Source organism: Sagittula sp. (assembly GCF_052825245.1).
Map to the genome: position 1 here is coordinate 20252 of NZ_JBRBWD010000014.1, position 26109 is coordinate 46360.

General features: G+C 68.2%; 25 protein-coding genes. 12 read left to right on the plus strand and 13 right to left on the minus strand.

From position 1 onward, the window contains the following. Positions 1-5 precede the first annotated feature (5 nt). The 6 genes from ACU0DV_RS03760 to ACU0DV_RS03785 all read left to right on the plus strand — a co-directional run bounded on the left by ACU0DV_RS03760 (position 6) and on the right by ACU0DV_RS03785 (position 5415). On the plus strand, positions 6-1100 hold the full coding sequence (locus ACU0DV_RS03760; RefSeq protein WP_100927785.1) for an ABC transporter permease: 1095 nt from the start codon (positions 6-8) through the stop codon (positions 1098-1100). Next, positions 1100-1726 carry a LysE family translocator gene (locus ACU0DV_RS03765; protein WP_446242410.1) on the plus strand — a complete coding sequence of 209 codons (627 nt, stop codon included), beginning with the start codon at positions 1100-1102 and terminating at the stop codon, positions 1724-1726. The genes ACU0DV_RS03760 and ACU0DV_RS03765 overlap by 1 nt, the downstream gene beginning before the upstream one ends. A gap of 3 nt (positions 1727-1729) precedes the next feature. Further along, positions 1730-2755, plus strand: coding sequence for an ABC transporter permease (locus ACU0DV_RS03770; RefSeq protein ID WP_100927787.1), 1026 nt, complete (start codon positions 1730-1732; stop codon positions 2753-2755). A gap of 160 nt (positions 2756-2915) precedes the next feature. Further along, entirely contained in the window at positions 2916-3830 is a 915-nt protein-coding gene (locus tag ACU0DV_RS03775) for a sulfite exporter TauE/SafE family protein (RefSeq protein ID WP_100927788.1), read from the plus strand. Further along, positions 3827-4588, plus strand: coding sequence for a TIGR02186 family protein (locus ACU0DV_RS03780; RefSeq protein ID WP_446242411.1), 762 nt, complete (start codon positions 3827-3829; stop codon positions 4586-4588). The genes ACU0DV_RS03775 and ACU0DV_RS03780 overlap by 4 nt, the downstream gene beginning before the upstream one ends. 47 nt (positions 4589-4635) lie before the next feature. Continuing rightward, complete coding sequence (locus ACU0DV_RS03785) at positions 4636-5415, plus strand: hypothetical protein (RefSeq protein WP_446269996.1); 780 nt, start codon at positions 4636-4638, stop codon at positions 5413-5415. A 4-nt stretch (positions 5416-5419) separates the two neighbouring features. Here ACU0DV_RS03785 and uvrC read toward each other — a convergent pair whose 3' ends face one another. The 6 genes from uvrC to ACU0DV_RS03815 all read right to left on the minus strand — a co-directional run bounded on the left by uvrC (position 5420) and on the right by ACU0DV_RS03815 (position 12693). Continuing rightward, positions 5420-7288: an excinuclease ABC subunit UvrC gene (gene uvrC, locus ACU0DV_RS03790; protein ID WP_446242413.1), complete on the minus strand. Its 1869-nt coding sequence runs from the start codon at positions 7286-7288 to the stop codon at positions 5420-5422. Positions 7289-7594: 306 nt separating this feature from the next. Next, positions 7595-8386, minus strand: coding sequence for an SDR family oxidoreductase (locus ACU0DV_RS03795; RefSeq protein WP_446242414.1), 792 nt, complete (start codon positions 8384-8386; stop codon positions 7595-7597). An 11-nt stretch (positions 8387-8397) separates the two neighbouring features. Further along, the gene (locus ACU0DV_RS03800) at positions 8398-9345 is read right to left on the minus strand and encodes a calcium/sodium antiporter (RefSeq protein ID WP_100927793.1); all 948 of its coding nucleotides are present in this window, start codon (positions 9343-9345) and stop codon (positions 8398-8400) included. A 1-nt stretch (position 9346) separates the two neighbouring features. Continuing rightward, positions 9347-9541, minus strand: coding sequence for a hypothetical protein (locus ACU0DV_RS03805; protein WP_446242415.1), 195 nt, complete (start codon positions 9539-9541; stop codon positions 9347-9349). Then, positions 9538-10335 carry a S49 family peptidase gene (locus ACU0DV_RS03810; RefSeq protein WP_446242416.1) on the minus strand — a complete coding sequence of 266 codons (798 nt, stop codon included), beginning with the start codon at positions 10333-10335 and terminating at the stop codon, positions 9538-9540. The genes ACU0DV_RS03805 and ACU0DV_RS03810 overlap by 4 nt, the downstream gene beginning before the upstream one ends. Before the next feature lie 168 nt (positions 10336-10503). Beyond that, the gene (locus ACU0DV_RS03815; protein ID WP_446242524.1) at positions 10504-12693 is read right to left on the minus strand and encodes a primosomal protein N'; all 2190 of its coding nucleotides are present in this window, start codon (positions 12691-12693) and stop codon (positions 10504-10506) included. Positions 12694-13004: 311 nt separating this feature from the next. Between ACU0DV_RS03815 and fsa the strand changes: the two genes are divergently transcribed. Beyond that, on the plus strand, positions 13005-13658 hold the full coding sequence (gene fsa, locus ACU0DV_RS03820) for a fructose-6-phosphate aldolase (protein WP_100927796.1): 654 nt from the start codon (positions 13005-13007) through the stop codon (positions 13656-13658). 165 nt (positions 13659-13823) lie between these two features. On the opposite strand, the gene ACU0DV_RS03825 is transcribed toward fsa, so the two are convergent. Both ACU0DV_RS03825 and parA read right to left on the minus strand, forming a co-directional pair. Next, positions 13824-14693 carry a DUF6206 family protein gene (locus tag ACU0DV_RS03825; RefSeq protein WP_446242417.1) on the minus strand — a complete coding sequence of 290 codons (870 nt, stop codon included), beginning with the start codon at positions 14691-14693 and terminating at the stop codon, positions 13824-13826. Positions 14694-14739: 46 nt separating this feature from the next. Beyond that, entirely contained in the window at positions 14740-15378 is a 639-nt protein-coding gene (parA, locus tag ACU0DV_RS03830; protein WP_100930845.1) for a ParA family partition ATPase, read from the minus strand. A 185-nt stretch (positions 15379-15563) separates the two neighbouring features. On the opposite strand from parA, the gene ACU0DV_RS03835 reads away from it, so the two are divergent. From ACU0DV_RS03835 to ACU0DV_RS03845, 3 genes are all read left to right on the plus strand, one after another. Next, positions 15564-16244 (plus strand): hypothetical protein, encoded by a 681-nt coding sequence (locus ACU0DV_RS03835; protein ID WP_446242418.1) that lies wholly within the window; start codon positions 15564-15566, stop codon positions 16242-16244. Between the two features lie 212 nt (positions 16245-16456). Then, a complete protein-coding gene (locus ACU0DV_RS03840) occupies positions 16457-16852 on the plus strand; it encodes a DUF6795 domain-containing protein (RefSeq protein WP_157814925.1) in 396 nt (131 codons plus the stop codon). Positions 16853-16862: 10 nt separating this feature from the next. Further along, complete coding sequence (locus ACU0DV_RS03845; protein WP_446242419.1) at positions 16863-18023, plus strand: lipase family protein; 1161 nt, start codon at positions 16863-16865, stop codon at positions 18021-18023. Between the two features lie 57 nt (positions 18024-18080). Here the strand turns inward: ACU0DV_RS03845 and ACU0DV_RS03850 are convergent, their stop codons facing one another. From ACU0DV_RS03850 to ACU0DV_RS03860, 3 genes are all read right to left on the minus strand, one after another. Further along, positions 18081-20372, minus strand: a complete 2292-nt coding sequence (locus ACU0DV_RS03850; RefSeq protein ID WP_446242420.1) for a glycosyl hydrolase family 28-related protein — start codon at positions 20370-20372, stop codon at positions 18081-18083. 118 nt (positions 20373-20490) lie between these two features. After that, a complete protein-coding gene (locus ACU0DV_RS03855) occupies positions 20491-20922 on the minus strand; it encodes a DUF4864 domain-containing protein (protein WP_254698341.1) in 432 nt (143 codons plus the stop codon). A gap of 99 nt (positions 20923-21021) precedes the next feature. Then, entirely contained in the window at positions 21022-22602 is a 1581-nt protein-coding gene (locus ACU0DV_RS03860) for a lysine--tRNA ligase (RefSeq protein WP_100927802.1), read from the minus strand. A 119-nt stretch (positions 22603-22721) separates the two neighbouring features. On the opposite strand from ACU0DV_RS03860, the gene ACU0DV_RS03865 reads away from it, so the two are divergent. Both ACU0DV_RS03865 and ACU0DV_RS03870 read left to right on the plus strand, forming a co-directional pair. Next, positions 22722-23144 (plus strand): tellurite resistance TerB family protein, encoded by a 423-nt coding sequence (locus ACU0DV_RS03865; protein ID WP_005860662.1) that lies wholly within the window; start codon positions 22722-22724, stop codon positions 23142-23144. 176 nt (positions 23145-23320) lie between these two features. Beyond that, the gene (locus tag ACU0DV_RS03870) at positions 23321-23749 is read left to right on the plus strand and encodes a L,D-transpeptidase (RefSeq protein WP_100927803.1); all 429 of its coding nucleotides are present in this window, start codon (positions 23321-23323) and stop codon (positions 23747-23749) included. A 183-nt stretch (positions 23750-23932) separates the two neighbouring features. Here the strand turns inward: ACU0DV_RS03870 and dacB are convergent, their stop codons facing one another. Together dacB and ACU0DV_RS03880 are read right to left on the minus strand one after the other, a co-directional pair. Then, entirely contained in the window at positions 23933-25435 is a 1503-nt protein-coding gene (gene dacB / locus ACU0DV_RS03875; protein WP_100927804.1) for a D-alanyl-D-alanine carboxypeptidase/D-alanyl-D-alanine endopeptidase, read from the minus strand. Positions 25436-25493: 58 nt separating this feature from the next. Continuing rightward, the gene (locus ACU0DV_RS03880; protein ID WP_446242421.1) at positions 25494-26096 is read right to left on the minus strand and encodes a nicotinate-nucleotide adenylyltransferase; all 603 of its coding nucleotides are present in this window, start codon (positions 26094-26096) and stop codon (positions 25494-25496) included. Positions 26097-26109 lie beyond the last annotated feature (13 nt).

The window sequence follows — 26109 nt, forward strand, 5'->3', positions numbered from 1 at the left end:
CCACCATGGATAAGATGCCTGCCTGGGCCGACGCGGTCCTCGTTCCCCTGATCTCCATCCTGATCGCCGCGGCGCTGTCGGCGCTGGTGATCCTCGCCATCGGCGAAAACCCGGCCGAGGCGCTGTCGCTGATGATCGACGGGGCGCTGATGCGGTCGACGGGCTGGGGGTACACGCTTTACTACACCACCAACTTCATCTTTACCGGCCTCTGCGTTGCCGTGGCCTTCCATGCCCGCCTGTTCAACATCGGCGGCGAGGGGCAGGCGATGATCGGCGGGCTGGGCGTGGCGCTCGCCTGTCTCTACATCCCGTGGCCGCACTGGTCGATCGCGCTGATCGGGGCGACCTTTTCCGCGGCGCTCTTCGGGGCGGCCTGGGCGTGGATTCCCGGCTACCTGCAGGCGCGGCGCGGCAGCCACATCGTCATCACCACGATCATGTTCAACTTCATCGCCTCCGCGGTGCTGAACTACGTGCTGGTGAACCTGCTGCGGCCGCAAGGCGCGATGGACCCGGCCACCGCCCGCTTTCCCGAAGCGACGCACCTGCCGACCTTCCAGGACATGTTCGCCAGTGCCGACAACCCGCTGTTCCGCGGCTCTCCGGCGAACGTCACCTTCTTCCTCGCCATCCTCGCCTGCATCGTCGTCTGGCTGCTGATCTGGCGCACCAAGCTGGGCTACGAGATCCGCGCTTTCGGCCATTCCGAATCCGCCGCGCGCTATGCCGGCATCTCGCCCGCGCGGACCACCGTCGTCGCCATGCTGATCTCCGGCGGGCTGGCGGGCATGATGGCGCTCAACACCACCATGGGCGAGGCCGAGCGGCTGGTGATGAACGCCACCGAGGGCGCGGGCTTCATCGGCATCGCCGTGGCGCTCATGGGGCGGTCGCATCCGCTGGGCGTGTTCCTGGCCGCGCTGCTCTTCGGCTTCCTCTACCAGGGCGGGGCGGAACTGGCGCTCTGGACCAACATCCCGCGCGAGCTCATCACCGTGATCCAGGCGCTGGTGATCCTGTTCACAGGGGCGCTCGACAACATGGTGCGGATGCCGCTCGAACGGCTGTTCCTGACGTTCGGCAAGGGGGCGCGCTGATGCAGGCCTACCTGCCCGGCTTCCTCGCCTCCTACGCCATCCTGCTGGTGGCGGTGCTGTCGCCCGGCCCCGCCGTCGCGATGCTGCTGGGCGTGGCGCTCTCGCGCGGGCGGGCTTCTGCCGTCATAGCGGCGGTCGGAGTCGCCGCCGGGGCCGCCACGCTGGCCGCGCTGACGCTGGCGGGCGTGGGCGTCCTCATGCAGCAGGCCGCCTGGGCGGTGACGATCCTGCGGATGGTCGGGGCGGCCTACCTGCTGTGGCTGGCATACGGATCGTTCCGGAAGGCCATTCACCCGCCCCGCGTCGCCCCCGACGAGATGCCGCCGCTGTCGCCCCTGCGGGCCTTCGCGACCGGCTACCTCATGCAGGTCACCAACCCCAAGGCCATCGTCTTCTGGATCGCCATCGCCTCTGTCGGCGCGACCAACGGCGCCCCCGCCGCCATCGTCGCGCTGTTCCTGCTGGGCGCCTTCCTGATCTCGCTCGCCGGGCACGGCGCCTATGCGCTGGCGCTGTCCGCCGCGCCGGTGCGCGCGCTCTACGCCCGCGCCCGCCGCACGATCGAGGCGACGCTCGGCCTGTTCTTCACCCTTTTCGCCATCCGGCTCGCCACGGCCAGGAGCTGACCCATGGATCTCGACACCATCCTGCAAGTGCTCGACAGCACCGTCCGCCTCGCCACGCCGCTGCTGCTGGCCTGCCTCGCCGGTCTGTTCTCGGAACGCTCCGGCGTGATCGACATCGGGCTCGAGGGCAAGATGCTGATCGCGGCCTTCTTCTCCGCCGCCATCGCGGCCATGGTCAGCACCGCTGAATCCTGGGTCCTGCTGGGCATGGACCTGACGTGGCTCAGGAACCTGTTCCCGGCGGTGATCTGGGGCATGTTCGCGGGCATCCTCGCGGCGCTGTTCCTGTCGGGCCTGCACGGGCTGGCCTCCATCACCTTCCGGGGCAACCAGCTGATTTCCGGCGTGGCGCTGAACTTCCTCGCCTCCGGCCTGACCGTGCTGATCGCGCAGGTCTGGTTCAGCCAGGGCGGGCGCACGCCCTCGCTCATGGCCGGCGGCCGGTTCGAGAACATCGCCCTCCCCGGCGCCGAGGCGCTGCGCGACGTGCCCGTCCTCGGCCCGATCTACGCCGACCTGATCTCCGGCCACTCGATCCTCGTCTACGTGGCCTTCCTGGCCGTGCCGCTGACATGGTGGGTGCTGTTCCGCACCCGCTACGGCCTGCGCCTGCGCGCCGTGGGCGAGGCCCCCGAGGCGGTGGACACTGCCGGCGTCTCCGTCATCGGGCTGCGCTACTCCTCGCTGGTCATCACCGGCGTGCTCTGCGGCATGGCGGGCGCCTACCTCGCCACCGGGCTGCAGGCGGGCTTTGTCCGCGAGATGACCGCAGGCCGGGGCTACATCGCGCTGGCGGCGCTGATCTTCGCCAAGTGGCGGCCGTGGTACGCGCTTGGCGCCTGCCTGCTCTTCGGCCTCCTGCAGGCGGTGGCGCTGCGCTACCAGAACATCGACCTCGGCGCGTTCACCGTGCCGGTGCAGGTGATGGACGCCCTGCCCTACATCCTGACCGTGGTCATCCTCGCGGGTTTTGTCGGCAAGGCCATTCCCCCCCGCGCCGGGGGCGAACCTTACGTGAAAGAGCGTTGAGCGCAGGGCCGGAGCGCCCCGCTCCGGCCCCCGCTTTTCCCGGCGTGACGCAAAGAGGCGCACAGGCCGTCGCCGGGCATGAGAGGCCATCCGCCCGGCGCCACGGATTTTCCGGATTGCCGCACTTGCACAGTCGCGCTCAATGCGACTACGAATATACATGCAGGTCTACCTTCCCATTTCCGAAGTCGCGGTAAACGCTTTCCTTCTGCTGGGTCTCGGCGGTCTGGTCGGTGTGCTGTCCGGCATGTTCGGCGTGGGCGGCGGCTTTCTCCTGACACCGTTGCTGTTCTTCATCGGCATCCCGCCCGCCGTCGCCGTGGCAACCGGCGCGAACCAGATCGTCGCGGCCTCCTTCTCGGGACTTCTCGCCCACCTCAGGCGAAAGACGGTGGACCTCCGAATGGGCACCGTCCTGCTGCTCGGCGGCCTCGTGGGCGCCGGGTTCGGCGTGATGCTCTTCAACTACCTGAAATCGCTGGGCCAGGTCGATCTGCTGGTGCGGCTCTGCTACGTGGTGTTCCTCGGGATCATCGGCGGGCTGATGTTCATCGAGAGCCTCAACGCCCTGCGCAAGGCCCGCGCCGGTGCCCGCCCGAAGCGGCGCAAGCACAACTGGATCCACAACCTGCCGCTCAAGATGCGGTTCCGCACCTCCGGCCTCTATATCTCGGTCATCCCGCCTGCGCTCGTCGGCACAGCCGTGGGCGTGCTGGCCGCGATCATGGGCGTCGGCGGCGGCTTCATCATGGTGCCCGCGATGATCTACCTGCTGGGCATGCCCACGAAGGTCGTTGTCGGCACCTCGCTGTTCCAGATCATCTTCGTCGCTGCCTTCACCACGCTTCTGCACGCCACCACCAACTACACGGTCGATGTGGTGCTGGCGGTGATGCTGATCCTCGGCGGGGTGATCGGCGCGCAGTTCGGCACCATGCTGGGCACCCGCCTGAAGGCCGAGCAACTGCGCATCCTGCTGGCGGCGCTCGTCCTGCTGGTCTGCATCAAGCTGGGCCTGGAACTGGTGATCACGCCGTCCGAGCTTTACGTCATCGAACGGCCGACGCGGCCATGACCCGGCTCACCGCCCTTCTCGTCCTGATGCTGGCCGCCCTGCCCGCCAATGCCGAAGACGTGGTGCTGGGCCTGTCGCGCGACCAGGTGTCGATCTCCACCGATTTCGACGGGTCGGAGATCCTGATCTTCGGCGCCGTCAAGCGCGAGGTCCCGATCGCCGAGCCGCCCCTTCAGGTCATCGTCACCGTCGAAGGCCCCGACCAGCGCCTGACCGTCCGCCGCAAGGAGCGCCGCTTCGGCATCTGGGTCAACGCCGACGCGGTAGAGGTCGACGCCGCGCCCTCGTTCTACGCCATCGCCACCTCCGCCCCCTGGGAAGAGGTCATCACCCACACCGAGGACCTGCGCCACGGCATCTCCATCCCGCGCGTCATCCGCTCCGTCGGCGCGCCGATGACCGTGCTCGACAGCCAGAACTTCACCCGCGCGGTGATCCGCATCAACGAGAACAGCGGCACCTACGCGCTGAACGAGGACACCGTCACGCTGCGCGAACAGACGCTGTTCGACACCAGCATCTCGATGCCCGCCAACCTGACCGAAGGCGCCTACCCGACCCGCATCTTCCTGACCCGCGAGGGCAAGGTGGTGTCGTCCTATTCGACCGAGATCGAGGTCCGGAAGGTCGGCCTCGAACGCTGGCTCTTCACGATGTCGCGCGAACAGCCGCTGATCTACGGGCTGATGTCGCTGGCCATCGCCATCGCAGCCGGCTGGGGCGCCTCCGCCGCGTTCCGCCTTGTCCGCGGCAACTGACTTTCATATACAGCCGCAGCGCCAGTACCGACAGAGAACCCGATCAAATGCAGAAAGAGGTACAGTGCATCGAGCACGGCCCCCTTCGTTTCCTTTCGAACCATCAGACCCTGATGCAGGTGGCCGCAAACCTCCGTCGTAGCCTCCCCGAAGACCTGCCGCCCCTGCCAGAGACCGACATCTGGGTCGGGGCCCACCGCTTCGGCAGGACGACCCGAACCCCCGGCCGCAAACTGATCGTGCTGCAGACGGAGCAGGTCAAGTACCTCCGTGGCCACAAGATCAACCGCAAGCTGCGGCTGTCGAAACTGCTGCGCATCATGCTTCACGCCGATCTGGTTGTGGACTGGTCCCCGGCGCAACGGTCGGTCTACGGGCTGCTGCCCCGGCTGATGCCGCGCCGTTTCCTCTTCGGACCGTATGTCTTTCCGACCATCTGCCCGCCCCGCAGCGGCGGAGAGGGGATCATGAGCCATGGTGCGATCGACGAAAGACGCGCCCGCATCGTTGCCCGCCACCCCGAGATCGACCTGCGCCACAACGTCAGCCACTCAGAGGCGATGAAGGAAATCGCCGGGGCCGCCGCCGTCGCCAACCTGCACAGGCTCGAAGGCGTCTACACCGAGGTGCCGCGCATGCTCATGGCGTTGCAGAGCGGCAAGCCCGTGGTGTCGGAACCGCTCGCACCGCCGTTCGACGAGGCGTACCTGCCGCTTGGCACGACGCTCGATCCACAGACGCTGGACGCGGCCTATGCGTCGCTCTGCGACGTGGCGCGCGCCTATCCGATCATGGCCATGTTCGACCGGCTCGGCGGCAAGGCCTGACGCCCTACCCCCGCTCGTGGAAGAAGGCGTAGATCCGTTCGGCCAGCGCCTCCGACACGCCCTCCACCGCCTTCAGGTCCGCGAGGTTGGCGCGGCTGACCGCCTTTGCCGAGCCGAAGTGCTGGAGCAGCGCCCGCTTGCGCGCAGCCCCCACGCCCTGCACCTCGTCCAGCGGATTGGCCATCTGGGCCTTCGCCCGTTTCGCCCGGTGCGTGCCGATGGCAAAGCGGTGCGCCTCGTCGCGCAGCCGCTGCACGAAGTACAGCACGGGATCGTTGTGGCGGAGCGCAAAGGGCCGCTCTCCGGTGCGGTGGAACTCCTCCTTGCCGTGGTCGCGGTCCACCCCCTTGGCGACACCGACGAAGGGCACGTCCTGCACCCCCTGCTCGCGCATGATCTCGGCCACGGCGCTGATCTGCCCCGCGCCGCCGTCGATCAGCATCAGGTCGGGCCACAGCCCCTTCGAACGGTCGGGGTCGTCCTTCTTCAGCCGCACCAGCCGCCGGGTCAGGACCTCCTTCATCATGCCGAAGTCGTCCCCGGGCACGAGGTCTTCGCCCTTGATGTTGAACTTGCGGTACTGGTTCTTCATGAACCCGTCCGGGCCCGCGACGATCATCGCGCCCACCGCGTTGGTGCCCTGGATGTGGGAGTTGTCGTAGACCTCGATCCGCTGCGGCGGCCCGTCCAGCCCGAAGGCCTCCGCCAGCCCGCGCAGGAGCTTCGCCTGCGTCGCGGTCTCCGACATCTTGCGGCCGAGGCTTTCCTTGGCGTTGCGCAGCGCGCCCTCGACCAGTTCCGCCTTCTCGCCGCGCTGGGGCACGCTGATCTCGACCTTGCGGCCCAGCTTGTCCGAGAGCGCCTGGCACATCAGGTCCTCGTCCTCGATCCCGTGCGACAAGAGCAGCAGACGCGCCGGTTCCTTCTGGTCGTAGAACTGGCCGATGAAGGCCTCCATGACCTCCGCAGGGCCCACGTCGTCGCCGACCCGCGGGTAGAAATCCTTGTTCCCCCAGTTCTGGTTCGCGCGGATGAAGAACACCTGCACACAGGCCTGGCCGTTCTCCATGTAAAGCGCGATCACGTCCGCCTCCGCAGTGGTCTGCGGATTGATCCCCTGCGCGGTCTGCACCTGCGTCAGCGCGCGGATGCGGTCGCGCAGGGCGGCGGCGCGCTCGAACTCCATCGCCTCGGAGGCCTCCATCATGTCGGCGGCCAGCTTCTCCTGAATCTCGGTCGACTTGCCCGACAGGTAGCGCGCCGCGTCACGCACCGACGCCGCGTAGTCCTCCTCCGAGATCTTGCCGACACAGGGCGCAGAACAGCGCTTGATCTGGTGCAGCAGGCAGGGCCGCGTGCGTCCCTCGAACTGGCTGTCGGTGCAGTTGCGCAGCAGGAAGGCCTTCTGCAGCTGGTTCAGCACCCGGTTCACCGCGCCCGCGCTGGCAAAGGGCCCGAAGTACTGCCCCTTCTCCGACTTCGCGCCCCGGTGCTTCTTGATCTGCGGAAAGGCGTGGTTGGTGACGATGATGTTCGGGAACGACTTGTCGTCGCGCAGCAGCACGTTGAACTTCGGCTTGAGCTGCTTGATGAGGTTCTGCTCCAGCAGCAGCGCCTCAGTTTCCGTCCGGGTGGTCAGGAACATCATCGAGGCGGTCTCGCGGATCATCCGCTCGATCCGCCGCGAATGACCGTTCAGCCGCGCATAGTTCGACACCCGCGCGCGCAGGTTGCGCGCCTTGCCGACATACAGCACCCGGCTCTGCTCATCGAGCATCCGGTAGACGCCCGGGGACGTCTCAAGCGTCCTGAGATAGGATTGGATGACCTCGACCCCGCGGGGCGAGGTGGCGCTCTCCGGACCGTCGTTCATGTCACTCTGCCCATTCGGCTTCAACCTGTGTCGAATCCCCGTCTGCTGCAATGCCGGCGCCGCCGTTTCAAGCGGTATTACATCCACCGTTTCTGTGGATAAGTCTGGTGGCAAATTCGGGGCAGTGGCAAATTTCCATTGATTTCAGCCCACTTCGCCGGGATGCACAAAAATTAATCGCATTTTCAACCCATTGAAATCACGATAAAATTTTTGGGTCACCCTACAAGTGGCTGAGACTCTTAGCATTTTCGTAACGCTTCCGTGACAGTTCCGTGAACCGTGCAAAACTTTCGCCGCCGTTGCTCACTCTACTTCCGTCACGTCAGGGGTCTGCCATGCAAGGTGCTGTCCGCCGTCGACGCACAGAAGCTGCCCGGTGACGGCCTTTGCCGAAAGCAGGTAGACCAGCGCGGCGGTGATATCCTCACTGTCGGAGCCCCGTTCCAGCACCGTTGCGGCCCGCTGGGCGGCGAAATCCTCGTCCGACTGGCGGCCGCCGCGCAGGGTCGGCCCGGGGCCGATCCCGTTCACCCTGACACGCGGGGCAAGCGCCATCGCCGCCGTCCGGGTCATCGCCCACAGGCCCATCTTCGCGATGGTGTAGCTTGCGAATTCCGGCGTCAGCTTGCGCACCCGCTGGTCGATCATGTTGACCACCATGGCCTGCGCCACAGGCTCGCCGCGGGCGTCCGTCAGCGGCTCCGGCGCCTGCTCCGCAAAGTTCTGGATCAGCACGAAGGGCGCGCGCAGGTTGCTCTCGATATGGCGGTCCCAGCTTTCGCGCGTGGCCGTGCCGTAGTCGTCATGCTCGAAGATGGAGGCGTTGTTCACCAGCGCCGTCAGCGGCCCGCCAAGGGCCTCCTGCGCGCGGCCCACCAGCGCCTGCACCTCGTCCTCGACCAGCAGGTCGGCCTGCAGCGTGGCGGCCTTCTGCCCCAGCGCGCGGATCTCCGCGGCGGTCTCCTCGGCGGCGTCGGCGGACCCGCCGTAGTGCACCGCCACATCGTATCCCTGTTGCGCAAGCGTCAGCGCCATGTCGCGCCCCAACCGCCGCGCGCCGCCTGTCACAAGCGCACGTTTTCCCTGTTCAGACATCAGGCCTCCGTTCAGACGATCACGAGGATGACATAGCCCACGTAGAGCGCGGACAAGATGACACCCCACATCCGGTTCAGGTCGCGTTTGAGGAACACGAAGGGCAGCAGCAGCAACGAGGCGCCCAGCATCACCGCAAGGTCGAAGGTCAGCTCCGGCAGCTCGAACGGCATGGGCGCGATCATCGAGGCCACACCGATGATGGCCAGCAGGTTGAACATGTTCGACCCGATCACGTTGCCCAGGGCCACGTCCGCCTGCCGCCGCAGCGCCGCCATCACGGTGGTCGCCAGTTCCGGCAGCGAGGTGCCGACCGCGACCAGCGTCAGGCCGATCACCTCGTCGGAAACGTCGAACATGCGCGCGATCTCGGTCGCGCTGTCCACCAGCAGATCCGCCCCCAGCGGCAGGCCGATCAGGCCCAGCACGATGTAGAAGGCGATCTTCCACCACGGCATGTCCGGGTCGGCGCCTTCCGGTTCTTCCAATTCTTCGTCGAGTTCGCCCGCCCGCCGGTGCGCCAGCGCGTCCTTGATCTGGTCGGCGAGGATCCACGCCAGCACCGCCAGCAGCACGATGCCCGACTTCCAGTCGAAGACCTCGCGCACCGCCAGCCCGATGAACAGCACCGACGCGCAAAGCATCTGCACATAGCTCTTGCGGGTGTCGTGGGCAGAGGTGTGCATCACCGTGATCAGTGCAGGAATGCCCAGCACCATCAGCACGTTGGCCGTGTTTGAACCGATCACGTTGCCCAGTGCGATGCCCGGCACGTTGCGCATCGCCGCCTGCACGGAGATCAGCATCTCCGGCGCGGACGTCCCGAAGGCGACGATCGTCAGGCTGACGATCAGCGCGGGGATACCCACGCGCAGGGACAGGTTGACCGCGCCCTTGACCAAAGCGTCGCCCGCCAGAAGCAGGATCAGCAAGCCCAGCAGGGCATAGAGGAATACCATGTCAGCCTTTACCTTTCCGGCAGGCGCAGGGGGCGTCGCCGATGCTGTAGCCCCCGCAGTGCGGGCACTTCTTGGCGCTCAGCATCGCCTTCCTGCGCAACTGTCCGATCTTTTTCGCCCCCGGCATGCGCCATTTGCCGAACACGCCCAGAAGGCCCATGACCAGCAGGAACAGGAGGACGATCTTTGCGATCACGAGACGCCGAACCGTGCATAGTCGGCACGCTCCTCGATCTCACTCAACGCGCCCTGGGCGATCTGGACGCCCACGCGCGGCAGCAGGGGCCGCCTGGCCTCGTACCGCTTGAAGCGCACCTTGTCGCCGAAGCGCTGCTTCATCACCGGGACGAGGTGCCCGATGCCGTCGGCCAGACCCTGGTCGACCGCCGCCTGCCCCACCCAGATCTCGCCGGTGAAGAGGTCGGGGTTCGACGCCAGCTTCTCGCCGCGCCGGGCCCGGATCTGGTTGATGAAGGTGTCGTGCAACTGCCCCAGCAGCCGGTTCAGACGGGCCACGTCCTCTTCGGTCTCGGGGCGGAACGGGTCCATCATCGACTTCGACTTGCCCGCCGTGTGCACCCGGCGCTCGATCCCCTGCCGCTGCAGGAAGACATGCGCCCCGAACCCCGAGGAGATCACCCCGATCGAGCCGAGGATGCTGCTCGCGTCGGCCCAGATCTCGTCCGCGGCAGAGGCGATCCAGTAGCCGCCGGAGGCCGCAACGTCCTCGACGAAGGCATAGACGGGAATGCTGTGCTGCTCGGACAGGCGGCGGATGCGCGCCCCGATCAGCGAGGACTGCACGGGCGACCCGCCCGGAGAGTTGATTTCAAGCGCCACGGCCTGCGGTTTCGACCGGAAGGCCTTCTCCAGCAGGGGGGCTGCGGTCCTGTCGCTCAGGTTGCCTCTGGCGGGAACGGAAATCGCGCCTTGCAGGCGCACGACCGACACCCGTGGCCGGCTCTTCACGAAAGGGATCCATCGTTTCATGCAAAGGCATGTAGAGGCCGCGAAGAAGTCAGACAAGACGGCCGACCCAAGAACACCGGGGAAACCACAGGTTTATGCGCCCTGATCGCCTTATGGATGCGCCCGTCCGCCCTTCCCCTGCGGAAAGGGCGGACGGGGCGGCAAAGGGCGGCCGCGGTCAGAAGCCGGTCAGAAGAACGACTGCGGGTCGATATCGATGGCCAGCCGCAGGTCGCCCTTAAGCTTCACCGGGCGCACCCAGTCGGCCAGCGCGCCCTGCAGCGCCACGCCCTTCTCGGCCCGCACCAGCAGGCGCACGCGGTGCCGCCCCCGGACCCGGGCGATGGGCGCGGGCGCGGGGCCGAAGACCTGCGCCCCCACCCGCCGCAGCGCGCCATCGTTGCGCGCCAGCCAGTTCCCGAGGTCGAAGACCTCCTGCACGTCCGGACCCGACAGGATGATCCCCGCCAGCCGTCCGAAGGGAGGCATCCCGCCCAGCCGGCGCTCGTCGGCCTCCGCGCTCCAGAACGCCTCCTCGTCACCGGCAAGGATCGAGCGGATCACCGGGTGTTCCGGCTGGTAGGTCTGCAACAGCGCTTCGCCACGCTTCTCCGCCCGCCCCGCGCGCCCCGCCACCTGCCGCATGAGCTGGAAGGTCCGCTCCGCCGCGCGCAGGTCCGACCCCTGCAGCCCGAGGTCCGCGTCGATCACCCCCACCAGCGTCAGCAGAGGGAAGTTGTGCCCCTTCGCCACAAGCTGCGTGCCGATGATGATGTCCGCGCCGCCCGCCGCGATCCCCTCGATCTGCGCCTTCAGCTCGCGCGCCGTGCCGTAAAGGTCCGAGGACAGCACCGCGATCCGCGCCTCGGGGAACTGCGCCTGCGCTTCTTCGGCCAGCCGTTCGACACCGGGGCCGACCGCGGCCAGCTTGTCCTCCGCCCCGCAGGACGGGCAGACCTCCGGCATGGGCTTCGTCTCGCCGCACTGGTGGCAGACCAGCCGCTTGAGGAAGCGGTGCTCCACCATCCGCGCATCGCAGTGGTCGCAGCCGATCTGCTGCCCGCAGGCCCGGCAGAGCGTCACCGGCGCATAGCCACGGCGGTTGAGGAACAGAAGCGCCTGCTCTCCCCGTTCCATCCGCGCATTCACCGCCGCGGCCAGCGCGGGCGAGATCCAGCGGTTCGAGGGCACCTCCTGCCGCCGCATGTCGATGGCGCGCATCTCCGGCAGCACCGCCTCGCCGAAGCGCGAGGTCAGGACCAGCCGCCGGTACTTGCCCGCATCCGCATTGGCCCAGCTTTCGAGGCTGGGCGTGGCGGAGGCCAGCACCACCTGCGCGCCGAGGATGGAGGCCCGCAGCACCGCCATGTCCCGCGCGTTGTAAAGGACGCCGTCCTCCTGCTTGTAGGAAGTGTCGTGTTCCTCGTCGACGACGATCAGCCCAAGCCGCTGGAACGGCAGGAACAAGGCCGAGCGCGCGCCAACCACCATCTGCGCGCGGCCCTCGCCGACCATACGCCAGACGCGGCGCCGCTCCGTCATGGTCACGCCGGAATGCCACTCCGCGGGCCGCGCGCCGAAGCGGGCCTCCACCCGGGCGAGGAACTCCGCCGACAGCGCGATCTCGGGCAGAAGGACCAGCGCCTGCCGCCCCTGCCGCAGGCATTCCGCGACCGCCTCGAGGTAGACCTCGGTCTTGCCGGACCCGGTCACCCCCTTCAGCAGCACGGTGCCATAGGTGCCTGCCCGCTGACCGTCGCGCAGGACATCCGCCGCCGCCGCCTGATCCTCTGTCAGGTCCTTGCCGCCATAGTCGGGGTCGAGCGCGGGGAAGGCCGTGTCGCGCGGGCTTTCCTCCTCGCGGATGGCGCCGCTCTTCACCAGCCCCTTCACCACCGACGAGGTCACGCCCGCCGCCTCTGCCAGCTCGCCCAGCGTCAGCGCGAGGCCGCCCAGCTCTTCCGAGGCCGCGATCACCCGCCGCCGGGCGTCGGTCATGCGCTCCGGCTCGCCCTCGCCCCGGCGGTAGACCTTGCGCATCGACGGCCCGTCGCCGAGCCCCGGCGCGCGGGTCGCCAGCCGCAGCATCGCGGGCATCGGCGTCAGCGTGTAGGCCCCGGCCTTTTCGAGGAAGGCGCGCATCTCGGCCCGCATCGGCGCCGCGTCGAGCACCCGGATCACGCTGCGCAGCTTGGCGGCGTCGAACTGGCCCTCGCCCGGCCCCCAGACCACGCCCAGCACCTTGCGCGGGCCCAGCGGCACCTCGACATAGGCACCAAGGAAACAGCCGCCCTCGGGCGCGCGGTAATCCAGCAGCCGGTCCAGCGGCTGCGCCGTCAGCACGCCGACGCGCGCGCCCTGTTCGAAGAACTCCTGCATGCCCGACAGATGGCGCAAACCGGGGGCCACCGCAATAACCCGCGCCTGCCAACCGCACAGCGGAAGGTCTTGCCGACGGACCCGACGAGGCGGGGCGGCGACATCTGCAGGAGCTTTCGGGGAACGTGCCGAGACCCGAGGTGGTCAGGCTTTTGCCCCCGGTGACCTCGCCGGGACACACAGCATCGGCCCTCCTGCCGGTCGGCAAGGATCCGGCGGCTTTCCGTTAGCGCAAACCTAACTCTTTCGGAGGCGCCCGTCATGCGGTAAGACACGCGGGACTCTCATCAGGCCGCGCAAGGGGACCGATCATGAAATTCTTCGTAGACACCGCCGACATCGACGCCATCCGGGAACTGAACGACCTCGGCATGGTCGACGGCGTGACCACCAACCCCTCCCTCATCAAGAAATCCGGCCGCGACATCCTCGAGGTGACGAAGGAAATCTGCGACCTCGTCTCCGGCCCCGTCTCGGCCGAAGTCGTCGCCACCGAGGCCGACGCGATGATCGCCGAAGGCCGCCGCCTGGCCGAGATCGCCGAGAACATCGCCGTGAAGGTGCCGCTGACCTGGGACGGCCTGAAGGCCTGCAAGACGCTGTCGGACGAGGGCCGCATGGTCAATGTGACGCTCTGCTTCTCCGCCAACCAGGCGCTGCTGGCGGCCAAGGCCGGCGCGACCTTCATCTCGCCGTTCATCGGCCGTCTCGACGACCTGAACCTCGACGGGATGGAGCTGATCGCCGACATCCGCGAGATCTACGACAACTACGGGTTCGAGACGCAGATCCTCGCCGCCTCGATCCGCACCGCGAACCACATGAGCGACGCCGCCAAGATCGGCGCAGACGTGGCCACCGCCCCGCCGGCGGTGATCAAGGCCATGGCGAACCACATCCTGACCGACAAGGGTCTCGCGCAGTTCGTCAAGGACGCCGCGGACGCGGGTATCAAGATCGTCTGATACCCTCGCGGGCGGGGCGGCGCCCCGCCCTGCGGGACCGCCGCGACGACATGTAGGGTGGGGCTTTGCGCCACCCTTTTTCCTTGCGGAACGCGCGGACCGGGGCGCTGCCCCGGACCCCGAGGTATTTCGGCCAAGATGAAGGGCGGGCGGCGTGCCCGGGGCTCAGACGTTGGGTTCGCCCTGCAGGCCGAGGATCTTGCGGAACCCCGTCCAGTAGCCCGGCAGGCGCGGCGCGTCCTGCAGGCCCGGCAGCGCCTCCCCGGCCCAGGGCGCCATTTCCCGCGCGACGAATTCCCGTCCCCAGGCGAGGTAGGCCTCCGCGTCGTCGGGGCGCAGACGGCAGGCCGAGCCCACCAGCCCGACCAGCGTTTCCGCCGGCGAATACCATTCGTCCTGGATGCCGGTGACGCGCGCCTTCAGGAACGGCCCCACCACGCGCATCAGCCGCTTTTCGGAGAACTGGAGCAGCATCCTGCCCATCTCGTCGCGGCTGTAGTGGATCAGCGGCGGGAAGGTGTCGAAGAACACCGCCTCCCCGTCGACGATGGCGAAGTTGCGGATCGAGGGGTGGAAGCCGATGCGCCCGTCGAAACCTTCCGCCCAGTGCCAGAAGCGCGCGATGACCTGGCCCGCCGCCTCCATCATCTGCACGGTTTCGTCGAGCGGGCGGCTCTGCATCAGCGGGCGCATCAGGCTGGCGGGGTCGAGCGCCTCCTGCACGATCACCGGCACGCGCGCCTGTGCGCCCATGTCGACAAGGTGGAATTCCGTTTCCGGCAGCGGCACGCGGGCGGCGTGCAGCGCCGCCACGTAGTCGTCGTGGCAGGCCGCGAGGCGGTCCATCACCGCCGGGTCGGGCAGGCCGCGGTAGACCTTGATCACCCGGTCGGCCAGCGGGCCGTTTGCCGGGCGGAAGGGCGCGCAGAAGTAGCCCAGCCGCGAAACCGGCTGGCCCTCGGCTTCGCCATGGGCGCGCCACGCCGCGAGGATATCTGCGTGATCGGTCGTGCGACCTGTGCTTTTGCCTGCCATGAGGGGGCACCTCCGTCATCTGGCCCGGGCGGGCCGTCCGGTGCCCTTAGCGCGGTTTCAGCCGCTCCGCCACCTCTGCGACGAGGGCGGCGATCTCTTCGCGGGCCGGGCCCCGGGTCTCCATGGCGCCACGGCCGTGGCCCATCGCCTCGGCGTAGCCCACCCGCTGCGCCACCGCCGCGTCGGCCAGCGGCGCGCCCAGCTTCCTGGCCGCCTCCATCACCTCGGCGCCGAGGCGCGTGCCCGACCGCGTGCGGTTCAGCACCAGCAGCACCGGCTTGTTCTCGCGGTCGGCGAGGTCCATCACCCCTTCGGTCGCCCAGAGGTCCATGTGCCCGACCGAGATCGGCACCACGACCAGATGCGCCACCCTCAAAGCCGGGCGCAGGTCGCTGTCCACCTTCGGCGGCGTGTCGATCACCACCACATCGCAGACGTTGACCATCTTGCGCACCTCCATCGAGATGCCCCAGGCCGAGGATGTCGCGAATTCCAGCCGCTCGCAGGCGGATTCGTCCGCCTCGAAGCGCGTCATGTACCAGCGACCCAAGCTGCCCTGCGGGTCGAGGTCGATCAGCCCGACGGTCTTGCCCTCGGCCCGGAACCCCAGCGCCAGATGCGCCGCCAGCGTCGTCTTGCCCGATCCGCCCTTCTGCTGGGCCACGGTTATCACTTGTCCTGCCATCGTCCATCCCCCCGGGAGCCTGCCGCGATTGTGCACCTGCAGCATGGCCGGTTCCAGCCCCTTCCGCGGTCCCGGCACCGCGACACTTCGCGCCGACGGTAAACCGCCCGCACCCGGGCCTTTACGGCACCTTAACCAACATTGCGCCAGGATTACCACGTCTGCCGTATCCGGAGTGTCGCGCCATGCGCCTTTGCGCCGCCGTCCTTGCCGTGACCATCCTCGTCCTGACCTGCTTCGGCTGCGCCCCGGCGCAGGCGGGCGCCTGGCAGCGCGAGAAGGGGGCGGGGTTTGCCATGGTCTCGGCGCAGGTGTCCTGGCCGCAGGACCTTCTGCTCGCCACGGCGTTCGGGCCGACGGAGGATTACCAGACCTTCTACCTCGAATACGGGCTGACACCGCGGCTGACCCTCGGGCTCGACCTCGGGCGGTCGGTGTCGGGCGGCGACAAGACCATCGTGTTCTTCCAGACCCCGCTGCGCAACCGCGACACGGGGCCGAAGGTGGCGGCGCAACTGGGCCTTGGCCGGATCGACTCCGACACCGTGGTGCGGCCCGGCCTCTCCGTCGGCTGGGGGCTGGAACGCGGCTGGGTCTCGGTCGACGCGCTGGCGGAGATGCACACCGGCACCGGGCGCAACGACCTGAAGCTGGACGTGACATGGGGCCGGAACCTGAAGGACGACCGCAAGCTGATCCTGCAGATGCAGAGCGGCCTCAGGCAGGGCGACCCGGCCTTTGCCCGCCTCGTGCCGTCCTACGTGGTCCCGCTCGGCCAGCGGCTGAAGGCAGAGGTCGGCGGCACCTACGGGCTGACCGGCGACAGCTCCATGGGGCTGAAGTTCGGCCTCTGGACGGAGTTCTGAACGCGACTCCCCGCCCCGCCCGAAAGACCCACCACCTGACCGGTATCCGGACAGCCTGCGCCACCTCCGGTTTTCCTGACTTTCGCCTTGCGCGCAAAGCGGTAGACAGGAGAGCAGGACAAAGTTCATGCGATATGCCCTTTCAGACCCTGGTTCGGATCCTGGCCCGGGCCGCGCTTGCGGCCCTCATCCTTTTTCATGCGGAGACGGCGATGGCCCGCGCTGACGAATACCTCTGCTCCCCGATGAGCGGTCAGCTTGTCGACGCGGACGGTGCGCCCGTTCCCGACACGCCGGTGCGCCGCGCGTGGTTCTGGCGCGGCAAGCGGGGCGAGGACAGCACCGTGACCGATGCCGAGGGCCGGTTCTCCTTCGGAGCCGTGCCGCCGAAGCGCGGGATCTTCGAGATGATCCCCGCGCGCGAGGCCGTGACCCAGGACTTCTACGCCGACCTTCCCGACGGCGCCTTCCAGTTCCTCTACCTGTCGACCCGTGGCCTGACGCTGAATGCCGAAACCGATGGCCGCCCCTTCAACGTCCGCTGTGCCATCGGCGTGGAGCCCCACGCCGACGACATCCACTTCGGCACCTGCACCCTGATCGAGTGAAGGACACGCCATGACCCTCCTGACCGGCAGCCAGGCCGCCACCTTCGCCGATCTCGCCTACGACACCGCCGCGGCGACCGACGACGCGGCGGCAACGTGGCGCGCGAAGGGGTCGCTGGCGGCGGCGCAGAAGAAGAAGGGCCGCGGTACGGCGGACCTGTCGGAGTTCTCCACCCTCACCGGTTTCACCGGGCAGTCCGGCGCGTTCTCTCTGCGCGACACCTCGGGCTTCGGCGCGGTGTTCGAGACGCGGAACGGCGGCGGCGGGCGCGACCTCGTGGTGGCGTTCCGGGGCAGCGTGTCGGCCAGCGACTGGGTGTCCAACTTCAACTTCGGGATGGACCGCGGCCCGGGGGACTGCATCGTGCATTCCGGCTTCAACCGGATCTACAGGACCTTCCAGGACGACCTGCACCACATCGTCGATGCCGCAAAGCCCGAGACGCTGCACTTCGTCGGGCATTCGCTGGGCGGGGCGATGGCGACGCTTGCCATGGCCGACTACGGACTGAGGGGCGGCGCGGCCTGCCGGCTCTATACCTTCGGCACGCCCCGGGTCGGCGGCTTCGGCCTGTCCTCGCAACTGCGCCGGGTGCTGACGCCGGGCACCGTGCGGCGGGTCTACTCCGTGTCCGACCCGGTGCCGATGCTGCCCGTCCTGCCCTTCCAGCACTTTGCCGCCGGGGCGACCGGGCTCGACTTCGGCTTCACCTACATCACGCCCCGCGCGCACGACCGCATTCAGTACCGCAACCGGATGCCGTCGTCCGGCTGGCCGGCCGCCACGCCGCTGGCGCAGAAGAGCGACCCGGACTACTGGCTGGGACTGGCGGAGAAGGCGCAGGGCTTCTCGGCGCTGGGCTACCACGCGCTGTCTATGGCGCTGCGTGGCATCATGCGGATGGTCAACATGGCGGGGCTGGCGCTGTCGGCCGGGATCACCGTGCTCGACCGCATGGTTGAGGCGATCCACCAGGGCGCGCTCCTGTCGAAGAAGATCGCCGAGACCACGCTGCGCTTCGTCAAGGCGGCGCTCAGGATGTGCGGACGGCTGGCCCTGCGCGCCGCCGTCACCGCCGCCGACCTGACGGTGGAGTTCCTGCAGACCGTTTTCGACATGATGCTGGCGCCGGTGCGCCGCTCTGCCCTGCTGGCACTGAGCGCGGCCTGAACGCGCAAAGGCCGCGCCCCCGGCAGGGAACGCGGCCTATCACCCCCGAAGAACGGCTCACACGTCGGAGCGCATCGTCACCGCCACGTCGCCCAGCACCGGCACCGGCCAGACCAACTGCACCCTGTCCTTGTTGCTGCCGATGGCGGCCTGCGTGTAGGGCATCGCGTAGGTGCTGACGCCCGACGCGTCGCGCGGGCGCGAGGTGGCGGTCACGCCGTCCACCTGCTCTGCCCACCCCCCGAACGGCAGCCGCTGGTCGCTGTCGATCTCCCAGACCTGCGCGTGGGTGTTCTGGCTGTGCGTCACGGTCAGCGGGTTCTCGGCGCCGCGCACCACGTTGTGGTAGGTGTTGCCGTGGAAGCTGAGCGCCCGCATGCTGCCCATCTCCAGCGCCGCAAATGAGGTGTCGGCCTTCTCTGCCCGGTCGATAGACACGCGCACGCCCCGGAAGGTGTTGCCCGACACGTTCAGGCCGTCGACGAAATGCCCCGAGCCGTAGGGCTTCACCACGAGGAAGGCAAAGCTCGCAGCCACGTCCGACACCCGCATGACGTTGCTGGTGACCGACAGCCCCGCAAAGCCGGACCCGCCGGAGAAATCCGGCTCCGGCTCGCGCTCGTTGGTCCATTCGATGAAACAGTTGTCGATGCAGTTGCCGGTGATCTGCGTGTTGCAGGCGCGCAGGGCCAGGACGATCCCCGCCGTCCGCACCCCGTTCGTCGCATCGTCGCCCTGGAAGACGTGGTTGCCCGCGATGACGCTCTGCGCGCCGCTCACCACGGCGAAATGCCGGAACTGCGAGGCGCGACAGTTGCGGATCTTCACATCGTCGGCGTTGACCACGAGGCCCACCGACTGGCGGTTCTGCGACAGCGTCCCGCCCTCGGGACTGATGAACTGGCAATGGTCGACCAGCATCCCCCGGCACCCGTCGCCGATGGACACCAGCCCGCGATGGCCGGGCCGGTTGAAGACGCAGTTGCGTACCGCGTTCACCGCTCCCAGCGCAGGCAGCACCATGCCGCTCGCCAGTGCGTTGCACTGGAACTCGACGCCCTCCAGCTCGAACCCGTCGAGCCGCTCGAACCCGGTGAAATCCAGCAGGAACCTGTAGCGCGTGAAGGTGTAGACCTGCACGCCCACCGCGTCGGACAGCGGCTGCGACAGCGTCACCTCCTGCGCGGGCACGTTGACCTCCCGCACGTAGACCTCGCGCCCGACACCCGGCGCGGTGACATGGCTGCCGGCCTCGATGTTGGCGACATTGGCGACGCCGGTCAGCTTCCATTCGTTCGCCGCCGAATAGGTGGCTTGGCTGGTGACCGTGTCCGGCGTCCAGTTGCCGCTGTCCTCCGCCCGAAGCTGGCCGTTGCGGATCACCCGCCGCTGCGCATAGCTGGTGCGGTTCGGCACCGCCGCCTGCACGTCGATGGGCGCAAAGACCGAGATCCGCCGCCCGCAGAGGTCGAGGCTCTCGTGATCGGCGCCGTTCATCAGCGCCTGCACCGCCTTGCGGAAGGCCAGCGCCTCGTCGCCGCCGAAAGCGTCGATGTAATCCGGCAGCGCGAAATCCTTGGTCAGCGACAGGATCGCCTCTACCGGCATGTCGAGCGTCCCTTCGAAGGTCACGCGGTTCGCCAGCGTCACCGAAGACGCCAGCCGGTAAGTCCCCGCCGACACCAGCACCCGGCGCCCGTCCGCGGCGGCGTCGGCTGCGGCAAAGGCGGCGGTGTCATCCGTCACGCCGTCCCCCTGCGCGCCGAAGTCGCGCACGTCGACCCAGTTCATCATGTCGCGCAGGAAGGCGGCGGTGATATCCTCGATCACCAGGTCGTCGACCCGCACCACGCCGCCGTTCGCCCCGGTCAGGTCGATGCCGAAATGCCCGTAGGCCGCGCCCGTCCCCCAGACCAGGTCGACACCGCCCCGGTTGCCCGCCCCGACGATGGCCGAGACCTCGACCACCTCGCCGTAATCCGTCAGCGGGACCGACGCACCCACCGTCACGACGCCGCCTACCGCAGCCCCGCCCGCCGTCGCCGGATAGCCCGCGATCCGGACGGAGGGCAGCGCGCCCGCCACAGCCTTCACCCGCGCGGTCACCCGCAGGTAGCAGCCCGGCGGCAGCGGCGTCTGGCCCATGTAGCGCAGCTTCTGCGTGCCGCTGGTCTTCTGGATCTCGAGGCAGCCGCCAAAGTCCTGATCCGCCGGAACGAAGGCCGCCGAGGCAAAGCTGGCGTAGGTGTCCGACCCCGGCACCCCGTCGCCCCGGGAAAACAGGCCGAGGTTGCCCGCCGCAAACGCGGGCGGCATGAAGACCAGTCCGTCGGTAATCGCCTTGTTCATCGAGATCCCTTTCCACGCGAGGGGCACGGGCGCCCCGGTCGGGAAAGGGAAGTATCAACGCGCGGTTAACGCCTTGGAACCCGAGCGTACGCTGGGCAACCGCGCGACAACGCCCCGCTCAGGCCGCCACGTCGGGCGTCTGCAGGAACTGCACGCCGGAAATCCGCCAGGCGCCGTCCACCTCCAGCATCCGGTAATCCAGCGCAAAGTTGCGGCCGCGTCCGTCGGTGACATAGACCTCCTGCCACAGCGCGCCGTCGATCATCCGGAGATCGCCGAACAGCACGCCCGAGGGCTTCCAGACCATCGGATAACCGTTGCGCACCATGTCGCCGAAGATCTTCGGCGTGCGGAACATGCTCTGGATGTTGGGGGCCGCGAACTCGAACGCGCTTTCGACGTCCTCGGCGATGAAGGCATCCATCTGCTGGCGGATGACGCCCTCTATGGCGGGATCGCGGGGCTGCACCTCCTCGTCGGCGCTCACCGCACCGACCAGCAGCATCCCCGCCAGTCCCATCAGCATGACCAATTTCAGCAATCCGCGCATGACGTGCCTCCCCTGCATGTGTCGCAAGGTAAGGCACGCGGGCGGCCGGTCAAAAGTTTCAACCGCCCGCCGTCACGCGTCGGAATGCAGGACTGCCGCTCAGGCGGTCAGTTCGCCCGCCAGTGCCGTCTCGATCAGCGAAGCGGTTTCCGACACGCCGTAAAGCGCGATGAACCCGCCGAAGCGCGGGCCCTGGCTCTGGCCCAGCAGCACCTCGTACAGCGCCTTGAACCAGTCGCGCAGGTTCTCGAACCCGTGCTCCTTGCCGACGGCAAAGACCAGCGACTGCAGCGCCTCGTCGTCGGCGCCGCCGTCCCAGCCGCGCAGCCGGGCCGCGAGGTCCTCCATCGCCGCGCGCTCCTGCGCGTCGGGCGCGCGGAAGACCTTCGACGGCTTCACGAAGTCCTCGTAGTACTTCACGGCAAAGCCCGCCGCCGCGTCGAGGTCGGGATGCGTCTCGGGCGTGGCATCGGGCGCGTAGCGGTTGATGAAGGCCCACATCGCCGCCTTGTCCTCCGCCCCGGCCGCCGACGCGAGGTTCAGCAGCATGGAGAACGGCACCACCAGCGTGCTTTCCGGGACGTCCCCGCCGTGGATGTGCCACACCGGGTTGTTGAGCTGCGCCGCCGCGTCCTGCCCGTGATAGGCCCGGAGCTGCTGGTGATACTCGTCCACCGCCTTCGGGATCACGTCGAAATAGAGCCGCTTCGCCGTCTTCGGCTTCTGGAACATGAAGTAGGACAGCGACTCGGTCGAGGCATAGCTCAGCCACTCGTCGATCGAGATGCCGTTGCCCGACGACTTGGAGATCTTCTGCCCCTTGTCGTCGAGGAACAGCTCGTAGGTGAAGTGCTCGGGCGCACGCGCCCCCAGCGCCCGGCAGATGCCGTCGTAGATCGGCGTGTTGGTCGAATGGTCCTTGCCGTACATCTCGAAATCGACGCCAAGCGCCGCCCAGCGGGCGCCGAAGTCCGGCTTCCACTGCAGCTTCACCTGCCCGCCGGTCACCGGCAGCGTCCATTCGCGCCCGGTCTCGTCGTCAAACGTGATCTCGCCCTTCGCCGCATCGACGTTCTTCATCGGCACGTACATCACGCGGCCCGTCTCCGGGTGGATCGGCAGGAAAATCGAATAGGTCTGCTGGCGCTCCTCGCGCAGCGACTTCAGCATGATCTTCATCAGGTCGTCGTACCGCTCCGCCGCGCGCAGCAGCGTCTCGTCGAACTGGCCCGACTTGTAGAACTCCGTGGCCGAGATGAACTCGTACTCGAACCCGAAGGTGTCGAGGAACCGTCGCAGCATGGCGTTGTTGTGGTGGCCGAAGGACTCGTGCGTCTCGAACGGATCGTAGACCGAGGTCAGCGGCTTCTGCAGGTCCTCCCGCAGGCGCTCCTGGTTCGGGACGTTGCCCGGCACCTTGCGCATCCCGTCCATGTCGTCCGAGAAACAGATCAGCCGCGTCGGGATGTCCGAGATCTCCTGGAAGGCCCGGCGGATCATCGAGGTCCGCGCCACTTCGCCAAAGGTGCCGATATGCGGCAGGCCCGAGGGGCCGTAACCAGTCTCGAACAGCACGTAACCCTTTTCCGGCGGCGTCTTTTCGTAGCGTTTGAGGATCCGGCGCGCCTCTTCAAAGGGCCAGGCCTTTGCCGTCATGGCGGCGTCACGCAGATCGGACATGTCCGGAACTCCTCGGGATCATCAGGGGGTGGATACCGCGCGCTTCCTATTGCCCCGGCGCGCCGGGGTCAATAAACAGCGGATATACGAGACTTGCTGACCAGACGAAGGCTTCGACCATGACCGACGTGACACACCCGCTCAGCCCGCAGGACTGCCTCGTGGCCCTGATGATCGCGGTCTCCGCCTCGGACGAGAACGTCCGCACCTCGGAACTGGTCAAGATCGACTCCGCGGTGAACCTGCTGCCGGTCTTCGCCGACTACGACAACGACCGGATCGGCGCCATGTCGCGGCTGGTGTTCGAGCTGTTCGACCAGGAAGACGGGCTCGACGCGCTCTTCGGCCTGATGCGGGACAACCTGCCCGAGCGCCTGTTCGAGACCGCCTATGCGCTGGCCTGCGACGTGGCGGCTGCCGACGGCACGCTGCGGGAAACCGAACTCAGGCTGCTCGAAGAGATTCGCTACGAATTGAACATAGATCGCCTGCACGCCGCCGCGATCGAGCGCGGCGCCCGCGCGCGTCACCTTTCCCTCTGATATCGCCGCAGAAAACGCGCCCGACCGCGGCATTTTCGCATCGGTCGGCGCGAATGTCGCCGCGAACCCGTCAGGGGTCAGGATTCCCGGACTGACCGGGCGTTAACGTCATTGTATCCTCTGGATCGGCATATTTTCGCCAATTGCGCTGCCCGCGTTTTCCTGGAGGGACAATTATGAACCGATTTCTTGCTGCCGCCTTCGGTGCGGTGATGACCTGCCTTCTGCCGCTGGGCGCGCTTGCCGCGCCGCTCGTGGCGCAGGTCGATATCTCGTCGCAGACCATGACGGTGATCTACAACGGCCAGGTGGCCTACCAGTGGCCGGTCTCGACCGCGCGCAGCGGCAAGTACACGCCGCGCGGCGCGTGGTCGGCGAAGTGGCTGTCGCGCCACCATAAGTCGAGCCTCTACAACAACGCGCCGATGCCCTACGCGATCTTCTTCAACGGCAATTACGCGATCCACGGCACCGACCAGATCTCGCGCCTGGGGCGTCCGGCCTCGGCGGGCTGCGTGCGGCTGCACCCGGAACACGCCGCCGTGCTCTTCGGCCTGACCCAGCAGGTCGGCAAGCAGAACATGCGGGTGGTCATCACCAACTGAGCCGCAGGCGGGGCGGCGCAAAGCCCCGCCCTACCCTGCGTTCCGCGGGCGGACGGGCCTTGCAAAGGTCCGCGGACAGGTGCCCGTGGCACGCGAGGCCGTCGCCATGACCGGAAAAGGCCCGCTGCAAGGTGCGCTGCGGGCCGTGGTGCCAACCAGAAGCCGATGGGATCAGCCCCCGGCTCAGGTCTCGTAAAGCACGCCCCAGCGTTCGATCAGCGCCTGCTGCAGCATCTTCGCCCGGACGTTCCAGGACGAAGCGCCGTCAGGGCGTTCCCGTTCCTCCACCGTCAGCTTGGCGCGGCGGTCGAGATCGGCGGTGAAGATCGCAAAGGCCAGCTCCCGCCCCTTCGGCAGGTCGGCAAAGCCCGCCAGCCCGCTGACGAAGTTCAGCGTGCCGGTCTTCGCGTGGACCGCGATCGGGTGGTTGTCCATCACGCGGCGCTGGGCGTCGCGCATCAGGAAGGGTTTCATCAGCGGTTTCAGCTGCTTGTCGCGGTGCAGGGCGACAAGCGCCTCCATCATCCGCGCGGCTGGCACACGGCTCAGGTCGCCCAGACCCGAATGATCGACCAGCCCGATCTCCGGCACGCCGAGGCTCTCCTTCGCCCAGTCGTTCAGCGCGCCCGCGGATTCGCGCAGGTCGCGCGGCAACCGCCCCAGGCGCGCCCGGCTGGCCGACAGGCCCACGACCTCCGCCGTCAGGTTGGTCGAATAGGTCATCATGTCGTGCAGGATGTCGGTCAGCAGGCCGCTTTCGATGCGGGCCACGGGCTCTGCCCCCTCGGGCAGATCCTCGATCACCTGCGGCGCGCCCAGCTTGATGCCCTGCGCACGGGCGAAGCTCTGGAACACCTCGCCGGCGTAAAGCTCCGGCTTGCGGACCGGCAGCCAGCGCGCCCCGCCAGAGCCCAGCGCGCCCTTCGCCACGGTCCAGGCGTCCTGCCCGTTGGCGTCGTTGTAGGTGTAGACCGGCATGCTCCGGGCCTCGACGGCCATGCGCGCCATGCGCACCTCCGGCCGGTGCGCGCCCGACCGCGCGTCCATCGTGACCTCGTACTCGGCCCCGGCCCGGCGCCACTCGAAATGCACCCGGTTGTAATTCAGGCAAAGGCCGGACACCGCCGGGTTGTAGCCCACATGGTCGGGCTGGGCGGTGTCGATGTCGTGCTGGTAGGGCAGCGCGCCGCCCCAGACGCGGAAGCCGCCGGTCGCGCCGGTGACGCCCGCCGCCTTCAGCCGCTGCGCCAGCGTGGCGAGGTGATCGGTCTCCAGCGTCGGATCGCCGCCGCCGGCGAGGATCACGTCGCCCTGCACCACGCCGTCCGTCACGGCGCCGGTCACAAGCACGCGCGTCTCGAAGCGGTGATCGGGGCCCAGATGGGCCAGCGCGTAGCCCGATGTCAGCGCCTTGGCGACGCTGGCGGGCGGCAGGCCGATCTCGGCATCGTGGCTTTCCAGCACCTCGCCGGTCGCCGCGTCCGAGACGCAGAACCCCACGGTGCCGTCGAGCTTCGCCCGCGCGATGATCTCCTCGATGGAGGGCAGGTTGCGCAGCCGCAGGTCGTCGCCGCGGGCCACTGGCCTGAGCGACACCTCTGGCGGCCGCGCCATGGCTCCGCCTGCGGAAAGCGCCAGGGCGCCCGCGCCGAAAAGAAAGGAACGTCTTGAAACCCCGGTGGTCATGACGGCGATCTAAGCCAATCCGACAGCCCGCCGCAACCGGGCAATTGGGCCCGGGCGTTCACGTTTTCGACCCCCAGCGGCCGTCCGCCCGAAGCGCGCTCGAACTGTCCGGGCGCATCGGCATGTTGACGAAACACCACGCCGGCGCCGCCGCCGACCCCAGCAGGCGCGAGGCCCGGGCGGGGATGCGGGCATCGGCATAGGTCCGCGCCGCGACCGACCTCTGCGCCGAGAGCCTGTGGCCCGGACGGGCCAGCACGCCCACCGGCACGCGGTCCAGGATGTCGTGCCAGTTGTCCCAGCGGTGGAACTGCACGAGGTTGTCGGCGCCCATCAGCCAGGTGAACCGCACACGCGGGCAAAGCCCGGTCAGCGCGGCCAGCGTCTCGGCGGTGTAGCGTGTGCCCAGCCGGTCCTCGATGTCGCTGACGGAGATGGCGGGATGGCCGCCGAGGATGGCCTCTGCCACCGCCACCCGCTCGGCCATGGGCGCGGGCGGATGGGGTTTCAGCGGGTTGCCGGGGCTCACCAGCCACACCACCCGGTCGAGGCCGAAACGCTTCAGCGCCTCCCTCGAAAGCTGCACGTGCCCCATGTGCGGGGGATCGAACGATCCGCCCAGCAGTCCCACGCGGGCGCCGGGCCGGAACGCGGATGGCATGTCCGACGGTCTC